Annotated in this window: 14 protein-coding genes; 5 read left to right on the plus strand and 9 right to left on the minus strand. The window is 70.4% G+C overall.

The genetic code is table 11. From position 1 onward, the window contains the following. Positions 1-101: 101 nt before the first annotated feature. Positions 102-884: a thioesterase family protein gene (locus tag ABTZ89_RS22285; protein WP_351047738.1), complete on the minus strand. Its 783-nt coding sequence runs from the start codon at positions 882-884 to the stop codon at positions 102-104. Positions 885-1,066: 182 nt separating this feature from the next. On the opposite strand from ABTZ89_RS22285, the gene ABTZ89_RS22290 reads away from it, so the two are divergent. Continuing rightward, complete coding sequence (locus ABTZ89_RS22290; RefSeq protein WP_351047740.1) at positions 1,067-1,489, plus strand: DoxX family protein; 423 nt, start codon at positions 1,067-1,069, stop codon at positions 1,487-1,489. A 54-nt stretch (positions 1,490-1,543) separates the two neighbouring features. Here the strand turns inward: ABTZ89_RS22290 and ABTZ89_RS22295 are convergent, their stop codons facing one another. The 4 genes from ABTZ89_RS22295 to ABTZ89_RS22310 form a co-directional block, all read right to left on the minus strand. Then, complete coding sequence (locus ABTZ89_RS22295) at positions 1,544-2,257, minus strand: TIGR03089 family protein (RefSeq protein WP_351047743.1); 714 nt, start codon at positions 2,255-2,257, stop codon at positions 1,544-1,546. After that, positions 2,254-2,442 (minus strand): helix-turn-helix domain-containing protein, encoded by a 189-nt coding sequence (locus tag ABTZ89_RS22300; RefSeq protein WP_270953304.1) that lies wholly within the window; start codon positions 2,440-2,442, stop codon positions 2,254-2,256. Before ABTZ89_RS22300 ends, ABTZ89_RS22295 begins: the two co-directional genes overlap by 4 nt. Before the next feature lie 6 nt (positions 2,443-2,448). Then, positions 2,449-3,630: an LCP family protein gene (locus ABTZ89_RS22305; protein ID WP_351047745.1), complete on the minus strand. Its 1,182-nt coding sequence runs from the start codon at positions 3,628-3,630 to the stop codon at positions 2,449-2,451. 86 nt (positions 3,631-3,716) lie between these two features. Beyond that, positions 3,717-5,150 (minus strand): LCP family protein, encoded by a 1,434-nt coding sequence (locus ABTZ89_RS22310; RefSeq protein ID WP_351047748.1) that lies wholly within the window; start codon positions 5,148-5,150, stop codon positions 3,717-3,719. 585 nt (positions 5,151-5,735) lie between these two features. Here ABTZ89_RS22310 and rfbB point away from each other — a divergent pair. Then, the gene (gene rfbB, locus ABTZ89_RS22315; RefSeq protein WP_270953289.1) at positions 5,736-6,725 is read left to right on the plus strand and encodes a dTDP-glucose 4,6-dehydratase; all 990 of its coding nucleotides are present in this window, start codon (positions 5,736-5,738) and stop codon (positions 6,723-6,725) included. Next, the gene (gene rfbD, locus ABTZ89_RS22320) at positions 6,722-7,645 is read left to right on the plus strand and encodes a dTDP-4-dehydrorhamnose reductase (RefSeq protein ID WP_351047751.1); all 924 of its coding nucleotides are present in this window, start codon (positions 6,722-6,724) and stop codon (positions 7,643-7,645) included. The genes rfbB and rfbD overlap by 4 nt, the downstream gene beginning before the upstream one ends. A gap of 166 nt (positions 7,646-7,811) precedes the next feature. Here the strand turns inward: rfbD and ABTZ89_RS22325 are convergent, their stop codons facing one another. From ABTZ89_RS22325 to ABTZ89_RS22340, 4 genes are all read right to left on the minus strand, one after another. After that, entirely contained in the window at positions 7,812-8,381 is a 570-nt protein-coding gene (locus ABTZ89_RS22325; RefSeq protein ID WP_351047754.1) for a hypothetical protein, read from the minus strand. Positions 8,382-8,601: 220 nt separating this feature from the next. Further along, the gene (locus ABTZ89_RS22330) at positions 8,602-9,651 is read right to left on the minus strand and encodes a glycosyltransferase family 4 protein (RefSeq protein ID WP_351047766.1); all 1,050 of its coding nucleotides are present in this window, start codon (positions 9,649-9,651) and stop codon (positions 8,602-8,604) included. Continuing rightward, positions 9,641-12,151, minus strand: a complete 2,511-nt coding sequence (locus ABTZ89_RS22335; protein WP_351047757.1) for a glycosyltransferase — start codon at positions 12,149-12,151, stop codon at positions 9,641-9,643. Before ABTZ89_RS22335 ends, ABTZ89_RS22330 begins: the two co-directional genes overlap by 11 nt. A gap of 136 nt (positions 12,152-12,287) precedes the next feature. After that, the gene (locus ABTZ89_RS22340) at positions 12,288-13,211 is read right to left on the minus strand and encodes a glycosyltransferase family 2 protein (RefSeq protein WP_351047760.1); all 924 of its coding nucleotides are present in this window, start codon (positions 13,209-13,211) and stop codon (positions 12,288-12,290) included. Positions 13,212-13,318: 107 nt separating this feature from the next. On the opposite strand from ABTZ89_RS22340, the gene ABTZ89_RS22345 reads away from it, so the two are divergent. Both ABTZ89_RS22345 and ABTZ89_RS22350 read left to right on the plus strand, forming a co-directional pair. Then, a complete protein-coding gene (locus tag ABTZ89_RS22345) occupies positions 13,319-14,404 on the plus strand; it encodes a glycosyltransferase family 4 protein (RefSeq protein WP_351047763.1) in 1,086 nt (361 codons plus the stop codon). Positions 14,405-14,486: 82 nt separating this feature from the next. Further along, positions 14,487-15,617, plus strand: a complete 1,131-nt coding sequence (locus ABTZ89_RS22350; RefSeq protein ID WP_270953306.1) for a glycosyltransferase family 4 protein — start codon at positions 14,487-14,489, stop codon at positions 15,615-15,617. Positions 15,618-15,680 lie beyond the last annotated feature (63 nt).

A 15,680-nucleotide genomic window follows, 5' to 3' on the forward strand; every position in this document is an offset into this window, starting at 1 on the left:
CGACACACTAATTGAGAAGGGGGCTTCCCGGACTTCGGTTCGGGAAGCCCCCTTTCTTTGCGTTCTCGGAAGGGCGGTCCCGCGGATTGCGGGACCGCTGTTCAGCCGAGCTGGTTGACCATGACTGCTTCGTGAGCGCTGCCGATGAGGCCTCGCTCGTCGTACAGGCGGGCGTTGGCCACGCCGATGCCGGTTGGTTGGACGTCCCGGTCGATCTCCATGCCGAGCCATTCGCCTTCGAACGGGCGGTGCAGGTAGAGCGTGATGTCGGTGTTGATCCACGGGCCGAAGATCGGTCCGACCGGGCTGGCTGCGCTGATGCAGTCGACCAGGATCGCCACGTGCGCCAGCGGGCTCAGCGCTTCGCCGGGAACCAGCGGCATCGGCATGTGCATCCACGCCTTGCTGGAGCTGGTCGCCCGCTGGTCTTCTCGCCAGCGGACCTGGACCACGTCGTGAACGCCCCAGCGCAGTCCGAGCTCCGGGGGCAGCAAGTGCCCGTCCGGTAGTTCGGCAGGTCCGGGGAACGGGGCCTTCACCTCCGGGACGGTGCCGTCCACCTCGGTTCGCCGCAGCATCTGGGCGGTGGCGCGGGCCGAGGGCTTGCCGTCGACGGTGAGGGTCGCTTCGCTCACCTGGAGGCGTTTCCCGGTGCGCAGCGGTTCGGCGGTGACCGACAGCGGCTTGGCCGGCACCGGTCGCATCAGGTCCACGGTGAGTCGGGCGATGAACAGGTCCGGGTCGTTGCTGGTCAGCTCCACGGCCCGGGCGAGCAGCCCGGCCACTGGGCCGCCGCCGACCAGTTCGCCCCAGGGGCTGCAGGCAGCTTCGCTCGGTACGAGCTGCTCGCCGGCGGGGGTGAAGAGCGCCTGGATGTCACGCATCCCTCGATGTTACTTACCAGTAGCCGCAGCTGGTACTGGTCGTTTGCCATATTTCTGGCGAGTTCGCGCGAGCTCGCGCCGCAGGGCGGTGATCGTGTGAGCATCTTCTCGACGGGCGGGTTTATTTGAAGCTTCACGTATGCTTGTTGGCAACGCAGACCCACTCCTCGAAAGGTCTTTCCATGCAGCACCGTCTACGCGACGTGATGGCCCTGGTCGCCCGCCTGGTGGTGGGCGCGACCTTCCTCGCGCACGGTTACCAGAAGTTCGTGCTCTACGGCATGGACAACGTCGTCGCGTCCTTCGGCAAGATGGGCCTGCCCGCCGTGGCGGCGTGGTTCACCGCGATCGTCGAGGTGGTCGGCGGGCTCGGGCTGATCCTGGGTGTGCTGCTGCCCGTCGCCGGCGTCCTGCTCGCGGCGATCATGATCGGCGCGCTGTTCACCGCGCACCTCAGCGGCGGCTTCTTCAACAGCGACGGCGGATTCGAGTACGTCCTGGTGCTCGCGGCGACCTGCCTGGCGCTCGGCTTCAGCGGCCCGCGCTACACGCTTTCCGGGCTGTTCAAGGGGAACTCGACGAAGGTCGAGCAGCCCGCGGCCTGACGCATGAAGAACGGCCTGTCCCGATCCGGGGCAGGCCGTTCTTCATGCGCGGGGTCAGTTGCCGAGTTCGACGGTGGTCCGCTCGGATTCGCGGCGGTTTTCGCGCTTCGCCGGATCGAGATTCGTGCAGTGCACCAGGGATGATTGCCCGGCGAGCACCGCCAGCAGGCCGTCCACCACGCCGTCCGGCAACGTCCACTCCAATGTGGACAGAACGCGGTCGGTGGGTCCGATGTGCAGAGCTCCGGCGCGTTCCCGGGCGTGGGCGACCAGTTCGTCGACGGACCGGTCGAGCAGCGCGGGGGTGTCGCCGTCGATCGGCAGCATCGGGCTGAAGTCGTCGCCGTGCACGCGGATGTCCGAGACGTAGTCGACGACGCCGTCCGGCAGTCCGCGCAGCGGAGCGCCGAGCGCGTCGAGGCCGACGGCCGCCACGGTTCGGGCGCCTTCACCGCGCTCCAGGTCCGTCGCGGGCACGAAAGCGACCTCGGCGCCTCGCGGGTCGTTGGTGATGTGCGCGCCGCACCACCAGGCGCCGAGCAGCACGCCGACGGTTTGCCAGTGCGCGGGCAGCGCCACCAGCACGGGCGTCTCCGGCTCCAGGTCCATCTCGTCGACCAGCCAGTTCGCCGTCTTGGCCGCCCAGTTCGCGGTGGTCGCCCGGGACAGCTCGATGCGCGCCCCGGTGGCGTCGTCGTAGTGCGTGATCAGCGGCTTGGGTGCCCCTTCGGCCAGCAGCGGGCCGAGCAGCGCCTGGGTAACGCTCATGCGCCGAGCCTAACCGCCTCGAGGTCGACCTCGAGGAGCTGTGCCCGGCCTGGGATTCCCAGCTTCCGGAACACCTTCTGCAAGTGGTAGCCGACCGTGCGGTGGCTGATGAACAGGGTGGTGGCGATCTCCCGGTTGGTCAGGCCGCGGGCGGCGAGACCGGCCGGATCTGCCGGGACGACCAGTCCCGGTCAGTCCACGCAGGGGATGCTGCTGTCCGAGGTGATCGGCTGTTCGGTGCGGGCGGTGCCGTCCAGCTGCAGCTTCGGCTTCGCCGCCAGGCCGGGTGGCGTGGTGGCCAGACCGGCGAAGAAGCGGTGCGCCTCGGCGGGATCGACGTCGATGATGCTCTGGCCGCGGTCGTCGCGGGCGTTGGTGTTGGCCACCGGCATCGTCATGAACGCGACCCGGCCGGCCGCGATCTCCTGCATCTGCTCGACGAAGCCCAGCGGTTCCCAGCCCTCGTCCAGCACGACCGCGCGGCGCGCGGCCTGCACCAGGTCGTTGACCATCGCGGGGTCGGTGAGCGTTCCGGTGGACAGCACCTTGTTCGCCAGCGCCGCCATGAACACCTGCTGGCGCACGATCCGGTCCAGGTCGCCGCGGGGCAGGCCGTGCCGCTGCCGGACGAACGACAGCGCGTCGCCGCCCGAGATGGTGTGCCGTCCGGCGGTGAAGTCGGCGCCGGAGTCCTTGTCGCTGGTGGCGTTCTTCAGGCACACCTCGACACCGCCGACGGCTTCGGTGAGCTCGTAGAAGCCGAGGAGGTTGATCTCCGCGTAGTGGTCGATGCGCAGGCCCGTGAGGTTCTGCACCGTCTGCACCAGCGCGCGCTGCCCGGCCTGCTGCGACTCGCGCTCGACGTCGCCCTCCGGGCGGCCCTCGGAGCGGAGCTTCTCGGCGGCGGCGTTCTTGGTCAGTCCGTAGACCGCGTTGATCTTCTCCGGCCGGCCGCCGGGCACGTCCGCGTAGGTGTCGCGGGGGATGGACACGGCGGTCGGCTGAGCGTTGCCGTGCGGCACCCGGATCACCACGAGGCTGTCGGTGTTCAGGCCGCCGATGGCTTCGGTGCGCAGCTGCTTGAGCACGCTGTTCGGCAGCGGGTTGCCCTGCGCGTCGGTGCGGCTGTCGCTGCCGACCAGCAGGACGTCGGTCGCGCCGTCGTCATCGCTCTGCTGCTGCGGCGGGTCGGCGAGCACGTTCGCGGAGCTGACGTCGCTGAGGCGGTCCACCACGATCCAGCCGACGGCGGTGATGCCGAGCACGATCGCCGAGACCAGCGCGATCGCGCTGCGACCGGCGATGCGGAACCCGGTCCGCTGCTGCGCGGTCGGCTCGACCGCTTCGTCGGTCTCCTGCTCCGGTTCGCCCACTGAGCCTCCCCCGCCGCGGTGCGTTGCCGGACAAGGTTAACCGCTGCCCGAAGCGGGGTCGTGCACGCGATCGTGTGACGCCGGTGTCACTCGACGCAGGGAACTCCGTCGGGGGTGATGGGCTGCTCGTTGACGTCCTGCTGGGTGTGCAGCGGCGGCAGCTGGCGGAAGCCGTCGAGCTTGACCGCGCGCGGGCCGGCGAAGTTCTGCGTGCCCGGGCCCTTGTAGTCCTTGCCCAGGTAGACCTGGACGCTGCCGGCCTGGACGTTGGCGTTCGCCTCGGTGGGCAGCCCGCCGAGGGCCTCGGCCACCTCCTTGGCGGCCTCCTCCCCGCCTGCGGCGTAGTAGACCACCGACTTCGCCATGGTTTCGGCGTTCGAGCTGCTGCCCGCCGTGAAGCCCTGCCCGGACACCTCGTCGAGGACCCGGGCGGCCAGACCGCTGACACCGGAGGCGTTGTAGACGCTGACCGAGGTCTCCGCGCGGGCCTTCTGCGCCGCCATCTTCTGCTCCCGCTCCTGGGGGTTCAGCAGGAGATCGGCCGCGAACCGCCGGGTCTCGGGGATGTTGATGGTGACCTGCTCCTTGCCGGACGGGCCGACCAGGTGCACCGGGGCGGTGTAGAACTGCACGTCGCCGCCGGCGATGCCCTGCATCTGCTGGGCGAAGCCGAGCAGGTCGTCGGCCAGCGCCGGGTCCAGGGTGACCGACTTCTTGATCGCGTCGATCAGATCGGTCAGCTTCGCCGGGTTGGTCAGGGTGCCGCTGGACATCACCTTGCGGGCGAGCCCGGACATGAACACCTGCTGGCGCTTGCCGCGGGAGAGCTCGTTGATCAGGCCGTGCCGCTGCCGGACGAAGGCCAGCGCGTCGGCGCCCTCGATGGTCTGCTGGCCCTTCTTGAAGCTGGCCCCGGACAGCGGGTCCTTGGTGTCGTCCTTCAGGCAGACCTCGACACCGCCGACGGCCTTGGTGATCTCGTAGAAGCCGAGCAGGTTGACCTCGGCGTAGTGGTCGATGCTGACGCCGGTGAGGTCCTCGATGGTCTTGCGCAGCAGCTGCTTCCCGGCGAGCCGGGACTTGGTCTCGAGCTCCTTCTCGTCGGTGGTGCCTTCCTTCTGCAGCTTCTGGCGCTCGGCGGCCATGCCGTTGTTCAGCGTCTCGGTGAGCTTGGTCTTGCCCAGGCCGAGCCCGACGTCGACGAGCGTGTCGCGGGGGAAGGAGATCGCGCTGGCGCTGCCGCCGCCGTTGGGGATGCGCACCAGGATCATGGCGTCGGTGAGGTCGCCGCCCTCCTGGGTGGTGCGCAGTTCGCGGAGCATCTCCTCGGGCAGCGGGTTGCCGAAGGCGTCGGTGCGGCTGTCGTTGCCGATCAGCAGGATGTCGGTGGCGCCGTCCGGTGCGTTGAAGCCGTTGCCGATGACGTCGGCGGTGGAGGTGCCGCTTCCGCCGGGCCGGAACATCGCCCAGCCGAAACCGGTGGAGGTCAGCACCAGCACGGACAGCAGCGCGACCAGCAAACGCCCGGTGGTGCGGGCGCCACGTCCACCGCGGCCGCCGCTCTTGGTGCGGCGACGGCTCCAGACGTCGTTCTCCGGCGGGAGGTTCGCTTCACCTGAACGGCCCGACGGGCGCTGGCGCGCTTCACTCTGCGGAGTCTTCCGGCCGGGGCCTCCGGCGGGTGGCGCGTTGCCCGCGCGACCGGCGCGGCGAGCGCTCGAAGCGGGGTTGCCAGGGGTGCCGGGACGGTTGCGGCCGTTCCCGCGCGGCGCTGCGGGCCTCCCCGGCTGACCCTGCGGGCCGCCTGGCCACCTGGGCCGATCCTCCACGCCGCTTCCTCCTTGGACTGCCGCGAGCGTTACACCTTCGGGAGGTGATTTTGCTCGTGTTCTCGTTGCAGGCTAGCGGGGCCCTTGGGATCGGTGGGCAGATCCCGGTTTTGGGGTGATGACGCTCATAAGAGTGAACTTGTTCCAATACGCTGCGTGACTGGGGAGCGTGGCCGCTGCCGGGCGCAGCATGCCAGACTTCGCACGTCGCCCTGATCGCGGCGGTGCCCCGCGAGGAATTCAGGCGAAGCGGCACGAACAGGAGAGAAGGGCCTGATGCGGATTCTCGTCACCGGTGGAGCCGGGTTCATCGGCTCGCACTACGTGCGGCAGCTGATCGGCGGCGCGTACCCGGCGTACGCCGGCGCCGACGTCGTCGTGCTCGACAAGCTCACCTACGCGGGCAACGAGGCGAACCTGGCACCGGTCGCCGACGACCCGCGGCTGGAGTTCGTCCGCGGTGACATCTGCGATCGCGAGGTGGTGACCCGCGTGATGTCCGGTGTGGACGTGGTCGTGCACTTCGCGGCCGAATCGCACGTGGACCGCTCGATCACCGGATCCGACGCTTTCGTGCTGACCAACGTGGTGGGCACCAACGTCCTGCTGCAGGCCGCGCTCGAGGCCGGGGTCGGCAAGTTCGTGCACATCTCCACCGACGAGGTGTACGGCTCGATCGAGTCCGGCTCCTGGCCGGAGGAGCACGCGCTGGAGCCGAATTCGCCCTACTCGGCGGCGAAGGCGAGCTCGGACCTGCTGGCCCGCGCCTACCACCGAACGCACGGCCTGCCGGTCTGCATCACCCGCTGCTCCAACAACTACGGGCCGTACCAGTTCCCGGAGAAGGTGCTGCCGCTGTTCATCACCAACCTGGTGGACGGCCACCAGGTGCCGCTCTACGGCGACGGCCTCAACGTGCGGGACTGGCTGCACGTCGACGACCACTGCCGGGGCATCCAGCTGGTCGCCGAGTCCGGGCGGCCGGGCGAGATCTACAACATCGGCGGCGGCACCGAGCTGACCAACAAGGAGCTCACCGAGCGGGTGCTGGCGGAGCTGGGCATGGATTGGTCGATGGTGCGGCAGGTGGAGGACCGCAAGGGCCACGACCGCCGCTACTCGGTGGACCACGGCAAGATCGTCCGCGAGCTGGGCTACCAGCCGCAGAAGGACTTCGAGGCCGGACTGCGCGAGACCGTCCGCTGGTACCAGGACAACCGCGCCTGGTGGGAGCCGCTGAAGGCCCGTTCGGCGGTGGCCCGATGACCCGCCTCGCCATCCTGGTCCCGGGCGGCCGCGGCCAGCTGGGCGCCGAACTGGTCCGAGTCATGTCCGCGCGTCCCGGTGCTCTCGTGCACGCCCCGGGATCCGCGGAGCTCGACATCACCGACCGCGAGGCGGTCGCCGACGCGGTGGATTCCTTCGCCGAGACCGCCCGCGACGCCGACCTCCGCCCGGTGGTGATCAACGCTTCGGCCTACACCGCGGTGGACGCGGCGGAATCCGACGAGGAGCGGGCGAGGCTGGTCAACGCCGAAGGTCCGGCGCAGCTGGCGAAGACCTGCCACCGCAACGGAATCCCGCTGCTGCACGTGTCCACGGACTACGTGTTCGGCGGTGACGCCGACCGCCCGTACGAGCCGACGGACGAAACCGGTCCGCGCACCGTCTACGGCCGCACCAAGCTCGACGGCGAACGCGCGGTCCTGGACTCCGGCGCCAGGGCTTGGGTGGTGCGCACTGCGTGGGTCTACGGAGCCCGCGGCGGGAACTTCGTGAAGACGATGGTCCGCCTGTCCGGCGAACGCGACTCGCTGTCCGTCGTGGACGATCAGATCGGCTCCCCGACCTGGGCGGCGGACCTCGCGAACGGTCTGGTGGAACTGGCGGAGCGAGTGGCCGAGCGCCGAGGACCGGACCAGAAGGTGTTGCACTGCACCAACTCCGGCCAGACGAGCTGGTGCGCCTTCGCCCGAGCGATCTTCGCGGAACTAGGGCTGGACGAGTCCCGCGTCCAGCCCTGCACGACGGAGGACTTCCCGCGTCCGGCGCCCCGCCCGGCGTACTCGGTCCTGTCGGAAGCGGCTTGGCGAGAAGCGGGCCTGACCCCGATGCGCACCTGGCGGGAAGCCCTGCACGCGGCGTTCGAAACCGACCCGGAAGCACTCCGCGGAGCGACGGGGTAACCCGAAGAGGTCAAGTTGACCTTGAAAACCCGCGCCAGGGCCTTATCGGCTGGTGCGTGGAGCTCGGGCTGTGCATAATGGGCGGTGCCTGATCCCGCGGGGAGAAGGAAGGAAGGCCAGGTGACCCGGGGTATTACTGGGAGCCTGGCCTGACGCATTTCTGGGGTTAGCAGTCGGTTGCTATCTCGATGTCATACACACTGTCGGCCAGCATCTCGCGGTATTCGGTGCGCCCGAGCTCTGCAGCTCGGCAGACACCTGCAACAACATCCGGAGCCCACAGCAGCGGCTGGTCTGATCCTCTGCAGTGGTCGACTTGGAATGCGGAGCCCTTCGGCAGTAAGCACCGCCGGGCTGCGGCGACTGTTCGCACGTCACGACGGTTCAGGTCAGATGAACGAGCCTCGAGCAGGAGCGTGTCCACGGCAAAGCCGTGCAGCTCGACGACGAGCTGGGTCAGGCATTTGGCTCGTGCTCGTTCCTGTCGCTGGATGGGAACGGGAGACCCGATCACGACAATGTGCATGCCGTCGAGGTCGGCCAATTGCTTGACAACTCGTCGTTGTTCGCCGGGACCCATGTCATACCAGTGGAGCTTCCGGTGCTTCCCGCGCAGGGACAGGAGGATCTCGTTGGCTTCATCGAGCGCCTCAGGTTCGAAGACCACGCCAGCAAGCACGTAGAAGCCGTGCTCTGGGTGCTCATGGAAGGACTCGTCGCCGTATGCGATGGGCACGAAGGAATACGGTACGGGGGTCCTCGAATTCTCTTTCGAGCGATACGGAAGTTGGCTTGTGATCGCCTGATTCGGTGATGCTCTCCCATTTTTGGGAAAATCAGGCGACTTTTAGGTTCGATGTATCCATCATGGGTGGTGCCTGATCCCGTGGGGTGATGGAAGGAAGGCCAGGTGGCCCGGGGTACTACTGGGAGCCTGGCCTGACGCATTTCTGGGGTTAGTTCGCCGCTCGGCGGTAGGCGGCGGTGGTTGCTTCGGCGCAGGCTTGCCAGGTGAAGGTTTTCGCTTGCGCTCGGCCGGATTCCGGGTCTGGCGGGTTCGTCAGGGCTTGGTGCAGGGCTTCGTTGAGCGCGTTCGGGTCGCCGAAGGGGAAGTAGGTCGCGTGACCGGCGGTGACTTCCCGGAGGGCGGGGATGTCCGAGCAGACCACGGGCGTTCCGCAGGCCAGTGCTTCCAAGGTGGGGAGGCCGAAACCTTCGTCGCGGGACGGGAGAACCAGAGCGCCGGCGCCGGCGACCAGGTGGCGCAGGTGGTCCTCGGGGAGGTAGCCGGTGCGGATCACCGATGCGTCGTTCCCCGGCTCGCCGGGACCGGCGATGACCAGCGGTGGCAGGTCCGGACCGTGCGCTTCCAGCAGTCCGGCAAGGCCTTTGCGCGGCCCTTCGGCGCCGACGAAGAGCAGGTATTCGGTAGGAAGTCCATAGTGGACTCGCAGTGCGGAATCTAGTGGTGCAGCCGTGAACCACGCCGGATCAACGCCGAGTGGAGTCACCACTACTTTGTCGCGCGGGACATCGAGCCGGGCGCTGACCGCATCGGCGACCGCAGCGGTCGGTGTGCACACCACCCGCGCCCGCTGCGCCGAACTCCGCACCAGCACAGGAAGATCGGCCTCCGCCAGCGAAGGATCATCCAGAAAAGCCAGGTCGTGCACGGTCACGACCCCGGCACCTCGGACGGATGGCGGCAGCACGAAGTTCGTCCCGTGCACCACGTCCGCCCGTCCCGCGAGCAGTTCGATCGGCGGGAAAGCGCCGCGCTGCCACAGCATCCGCAGCACCCGGGCCGGGATCGGCGGCCCAACGGCCCGCGTCCCCGGCGGCGCCACCTCGCGCAGCTCCCGCCAGCCCCGAGTCGTGAACCCGATCAGCCGGACGTCCACCAGCGCCGCCAGCTCCGCGACCAGCGACGCCGTGTACCGGCCGATCCCGGTGCGGTTGCCCAGCAGCGGCGTTCCGTCGAGCAGAACGCGCAGGTCAGCGGCCACGGAACCGCTCACCGGCGAGTCGCCGCAGTCGCCCGCCGGCTCGCTTGGCGACCTCCAGCGGCCCACCGGCGTCCAGGTACTCGCGCAGCAGCGCGAGGTCGCGGCGCACCGCCTCGGTGCCGTTGATCTGCGGGCTTCGCACCAGCGGCGAGGACGCCTTGAGCCGGTCGGCGGCCGGGCGCGGGTCGCGGCAGAACTCGGTGAGCGGCGCCAGCACCGATTCCCAGGTGAAGCGCTCCCGGACCGGTTCGATGCGGCGGCGGCACTCCGCGGCGAACTCCTCGTCGTAGAGCACCTTTTCCAACGCCTCGGCCAGCGCGTCCGGGTCCTCGGCGGGTACCACGACGCCGATGCGCTCCGAGCGCACCAGGTCGGCGAACGAGTCGCCGTCGGTGGTCACCACCGGCAGCCCCGACCACAGGTAGTCCAGCACCCGGGTGCGGAACGCGAACGTCGTCTCCACGTGCTCGAAGTGGGTGGTCACACCGCAGTCGGCGTCCAGCAGGTAGTTCTGCCGCTCCTGGTAGGGCACCCAGGTCTCGTTGAAGAACGCGAACTTGTCGGTCAGCCCGAGCCGCTGGGCCAGCGCGCGGGTCTGACCTGCCATGCCCATCTCCGGCACGTCCGGGTTCGGGTGCTTCATGCCCAGGAAGAACAAGCGGATGTCGTTGTGCCGCTGGGAGATCCGGTGCACCGCGTGCAGCAGCGTCAGCGGGTCGAACCAGCTGTAGACGCCGCCCGCCCACAGCACCACCTTGTCGTCGGCGGAGATGCCGGGGTGGACGGCCTTGATCGCCGGGCTGGTGCGGCGCGGCGCCACCGACGGCAGGCCGAACGGCACCACCGACAGCAGCGAGCGCACCGTCGGGTCGTTGTCGTACAGCCCCGGCGTCAGGCGGCCCAGCGAGGCCAGGTGCCCCAGCCAGAAGTGCCGCTGGCGTTCGGAGGCGCAGAGGAAGAAGTCACCGCGCTGCAGCTGGGTGTTGAGCACCTTCGTCACCCCGGCCAGGTCCTTGGCGCGGCGCTCGTCGTCGGTGTCGCGGCCCTGCTCGAGCAGCTCCAGGTGCATCGGGTCGTAGACGTCGCAGACCACGATCTTGGTGGAATCGACCTTCTTGAGCGCGGGCACCATCTCCAGCACGTGCCCCTGCAGCACCACGATGTCGGCCCAGTCGACGTGCGCACCGAGCTCGCGCCGGGTCGCCGCGTGCACCTCGAACTCCGCCTGCGGCGGGCTGACCAGGTCGTTGACGCTGACCAGCCGCACCTGGTGCTCGACGGAGAGCACCTCGGCCATGTGCCAGGCGCGGATCGCCGGACCGGCCATCCGCTCGGTGACCGCGTCGCCGGTGATCACCACGACCTTGCGGGGACGGCCGAAGACCTCGTCCAGGCCGAAGGCCTCCACCAGCGCGTCGTGCGCGGCGAGGTAGCGCGGCAGCGGGTAGGCCGGTTCCATCGCCTTGCGCATCAGCGGGACCAGGTCCGCGTCGGTGCGCACCCGCGCCTGCTGCTCCTCGTCGCGGGACTGCTTCAGCGACGGCAGCATCTCCACGAACTGGTCGATGGCCAGCATCCCGGCCAGCGCGGAGCGGTCGATCGGCACCGGCGAGTCGTCCTCGGACTCGCCGCGGCGGGTGATCTCCAGCTGCGTCGGGTCGATCTCGCCGCGCGCGGTGGCCCGCCGCACCGCCAGCGCCATCGCCGCGGGCAGCGCCTTCGCCAGCGTCTCGTCGGAGACGTTCTTGTAGAGCGCGGCGAGCGCGTTGCGCTCCAGCAGGTAGTGCTCCCGCGAGGAGGCGATGTCGGTCATCGACGCGTGGTGGCGGTGGAAGGTCAGCGACCGCGGCTCGTAGCGGACCCGCCAGCCGCGCAGGTTCAGCCGCCAGCCCAGGTCCACGTCCTCGTAGAACATGAAGAACCGCTCGTCGAAGCCGTCCAGCGCGGCGAACAGCTCGGCGCGCACGAACAGCGCCGATCCGGTGCCGAACAGCACGTCCCGCGGGGCGTCGTGCGAGTGGTCGTCGACCTCGCCGGCGTGGCGCTTGTAGCCCATGCCGAACCAGGTCAGCCCGCCGTCGACGAAGTCGATGTGGCGCCCCTCCCAGTCCAGCACCTTGCTGGCGACCGCGCCCACGGTCGGCTCCGCCCGCAGCACGGCGACGGCCGAGCGCACCCAGTCCCGGTCCGGTCGCGCGTCGTTGTTGAGGAACGCCAGCACCTGGCCGGAGGCGTTGCGGGCGGCGAGGTTGCAGCCGCCGGCGAACCCGAGGTTGCGATCCGACTCGACCAGCCGCACGTCCGGGGCTGCGGCCCGGATCCGCTCCGCGCTGCCATCACCGGAGGCGTTGTCGACGCAGATCACCTCCAGCCGCTCGGCCGGGTAGTCGAGTTCCTCGCGCAGCGCGCGCAAGCACTCGACGGTGTCGTCGGCGCCGCGGTAGTTCACGACGATGACGGACACGAGGGGCAGGTTGCTGAGGTCGGAAGTTCCAGCCACGCCTCAAGCCTGCACCATGCCGGGAGTCCGATCCGATCCGCCTACCCGATTCGATGGCCTTCCGTTAGGAGAGGGCGCGGCTCGGTTTGCGCGGCGGTTCGGGTTCGGCGTTCCCGGACTGAAGATCGAGGACCGGTCAGCGGCCGGCCCAGCGCTGCCAGATCTGCCGGGTCGGGGCCGACCTGGTGATCTCGCGGCGTTCTCGCAGCGTTGCGGGGAGGCGGCGGAGGACCTCGGCGAGTACTCGGAGGCGGAGGGGGACGCGGAAGTTCGCGGCATCGGGGACGTTCTTGCGCAGCGGCAGCGCGAGCGTGATCGCGGCGAAGCGGGCCAGTTCGCGGGTTGCGACCTCTGAGGGGGCGCAGCGCAGCAGCATGAACAGGCGATTGCGCTCGTTCCAGCGGTGGAACTGCGCAGAACCGGGTTGTGTCGTCGCGCCGTGAGCGTGCGCTACGACGGCCTCGGGCGTGGAGACGATGCGGTGCCCGGCGAGGCGTAGGCGCCAGGACGTGTCGGTGTCCTCGTAGTAGCAGAAGAAGTGAGCGGGGACACCGCCCGCTTCGCGCAGCAGGTAGGTGCGCAGCAGCGCTGCGCCGCCGCAGAAGCCGAACACCTCGCCGGAGGCTTCAGGCGCGTCAGCGCCGTGGCCGTCGGCCGTGAGGCGCACGCCGGCGGACTGCGTGCGGCCGTCCGACGTGCGGAGCACGGAGGTCGCCGCAGCCGCGGAGTGGTCCGCGTCGAGCGCGGCCTCGAGCGCCGCGAGCCAGCCGGAGGCTGGCGCAGCGTCGTCGTTGAGCCACGCGACGTAAGGCGTGGCGACGCGCGCCAGCGCGGCGGCGATGCCGCCGGCGTAGCCGAGGTTGCGGCGGAGCCGCAGGACCTCGGGGGCCGACGGGTGCGCGGCGATCAGTTCGGCCGTGCCGTCGTCGGAGGCGTTGTCCACCACGATCGTCCGATGTGGACGGTCTTGGGCGGCCAGCGCGTCCAGGCAGGACTCGATGTGGTCCCGCCCCCGCCAGGTCACCACGACCACGGTGCTGCGCACCTGTTCCGACGTCACGGCCGTGACGTTACGCGCCCCCGGCGCCGAGCGGTCCTCGACTCAACCACCTGCGAAAACGGAGTGGGTGGTCAATTTCGCACTTCGGGCCGTGGGAAGCTGGGCGGGTGCCCGAGCTCGTCGCGATCGCTGAGCAGCTGCTCGCCCCCGTCCCCGGTGGGACCGGCCGCTACACGTGGGAGTTGCTGCGCGCGATGGCCGAAACCGCGCCCGACGGCTGGGAGATCAGCAGCGTGATCAGCCGAGGCGGCGACGTCGAGGCCGCGCGGGTGCCCGGAGTGGCTGGGCCGCGAGTGCTGCCGCTGCCGCGACGGGCGCTGATCGCCTCTTGGGAACGCGGTGTTCCGCTCTGGCCGGGCGGCGACTCCGTGCACGCCATGACACCCCTCGCGCCGCCGGCCAAGCGCGGGCGCGGGCTCGTGGTGACCGTGCACGACACCGTCCCGTGGACGCACCCGGAAACCCTGACGCCGCGAGGGGTTTCCTGGCACCGCAGGGCGATCAGCCGGGCCGCCCGGCAAGCCGACGCGCTGGTCGTGCCCACCTCCGCGGTGGCCGCCGAACTCGCCGAGCACACCTCCGCGCCCCGCGTGCAGGTCATCGGCGAGGGCGTCACCCCGTCGCTGCTGGCCGAGCCGGATCCGGCGGTGCAGCTCGATCTTCCGGAGCAGTACGTGCTGGCCATCGGCACGATCGAGCCCCGCAAGGGCTACCCGCACCTGGTGCGGGCGATGGCCGACGTCCCCGACGTCCCGCTGCTGGTGGTCGGCCGCCAGGGGTGGGGCGACCTCGACCTGCGGCAGATCGCCGCGGACTGCGGAATCGGCGACCGGGTGCGCGTGCTGTCGTCGGTGACCGACGACGAACTCGCGGTCCTGCTGCGCAACGCGAGCGCGCTGGCCGCGCCCAGCCTCGCGGAAGGCTTCGGCCTGCCGCTGGTAGAGGCGATGGCGCTCGGCGTTCCCGTCGTGCACTCCGATGCGCCCGCGCTGGTGGAGGTCGCCGGGGGTGCAGGAATGGTCGCTCCGCGTGCCGACCCGGCCGCGCTCGCCGCTGCGCTGCGCGAGGTGCTCGGCGACCCGCGGCGGCGGGCGGAGCTGGTCGCGGCGGGGCACCGGCGTGTTGCGGACTTCACCTGGACGCGGGTGGCGCGGGAGGTCTGGGCACTGCACCTGGACATCGCCTCGGCATAGGCCTGAACACATTTTCACGTACTCGTCCCGGGCTGGGCTTTTCGCCCCGTACTCTGCTCTGGTGCACAGAGGCGAGCCGCACATCCTCATCGACGCCACCGCGGTACCCGCGGACAGGGGCGGCGTCGGCCGGTACGTCGACTCCCTGCTGGCGGCGCTGGACGCCGACGGCGCCCGGCTCACCGTCGCCTGCCAGCCCCGCGACGCGGAGCTGTACGCGACCATCGCGCCGCGCACCGACGTGGTGCCCGCCGCCGAAGCCGTCGCCACCCGCACCGCGCGGCTGACCTGGGAGCAGACCACCCTGCCGCTGCTGGTCCGGCGGCTCGGGATCGACGTCCTGCACTCCCCGCACTACACGACGCCGCTGGCCAACCCGGCCGCGTCGGTGGTGACCCTGCACGACGCCACGTTCTTCACCAACCCGGCGGTGCACTCGCCGGTCAAGGCCCGCTTCTTCCGCGCCTGGACGCGCACCGCGCTGCGCCGCGCGACGCTGTGCATCGTGCCGAGCGAGGCGACCGCGGCCGAGCTCGCCCGCTCCGTCGGCGCCGACCGGACGCGGATGCCGGTGATGTACCACGGCGTCGACCCGGACCGGTTCCACCCGCCGACACCCGAAGAGGTCCAGGCGGTCCGCGACCGGCTGAGCCTGCACGACCAGCCGTACGTGGCGTTCCTCGGCGCGCTGGAGCCCCGCAAGAACGTGCCCGCGCTGATCCGCGGCTTCACCCTGGCCTGCCGGGGGCGCACCGATTCGCCCGCGCTGGTGCTGGCCGGTCAGCCGGGCTGGGACACGCGCGTGGAGCGGGCGCTGGAAGCGGTGCCGCACCGGATCCGCGTGATCCGGGCCGGCTACTTCCCGTTCGGGCAGCTCGCCGGGTTCCTCGGCGGCGCGGACGTCGTCGCCTACCCGAGCATCGGCGAGGGCTTCGGCCTGCCGGTCCTGGAGGCGATGGCCTGCGGCGCCGCCGTGCTCACCACGCGACGCCTGAGCCTGCCCGAGGTCGGCGGCGACGCCGTCGCGTACTGCGGGGTCGGCGCCGGAGACATCGCCGCGGGGCTCACCGAACTCCTCGACGACCCGACCCGCCGGTCAGCGCTGGCCGCCGCCGCGCAGCGCCGGGCCAAGGAGTTCACCTGGGCGGCCTGCGCCACCCAGCACCGCGCAGCCTTCGCCCGCGCCCACCACATCCACCTCCGCACCCGCTGATCTGGCATACATCAAGTCGGGCACCCGGAGTCCAGGCGGGCGCTGAGGTTCCGCCACCCGCAC

Origin of the sequence: Saccharopolyspora sp. NPDC002686 (assembly GCF_040295745.1) — a bacterium.
Lineage (GTDB): Bacteria > Actinomycetota > Actinomycetes > Mycobacteriales > Pseudonocardiaceae > Saccharopolyspora > Saccharopolyspora oryzae.

Bases quoted from the DNA above. Each gene is read 5' to 3' on its own strand.
- ABTZ89_RS22285 (WP_351047738.1), bottom strand. From the start codon at position 884: ATGCGTGACATCCAGGCGCTCTTCACCCCCGCCGGCGAGCAGCTCGTA.
- ABTZ89_RS22290 (WP_351047740.1), top strand. From the start codon at position 1,067: ATGCAGCACCGTCTACGCGACGTGATGGCCCTGGTCGCCCGCCTGGTG.
- ABTZ89_RS22295 (WP_351047743.1), bottom strand. From the start codon at position 2,257: ATGAGCGTTACCCAGGCGCTGCTCGGCCCGCTGCTGGCCGAAGGGGCA.
- rfbB (WP_270953289.1), top strand. From the start codon at position 5,736: ATGCGGATTCTCGTCACCGGTGGAGCCGGGTTCATCGGCTCGCACTAC.
- rfbD (WP_351047751.1), top strand. From the start codon at position 6,722: ATGACCCGCCTCGCCATCCTGGTCCCGGGCGGCCGCGGCCAGCTGGGC.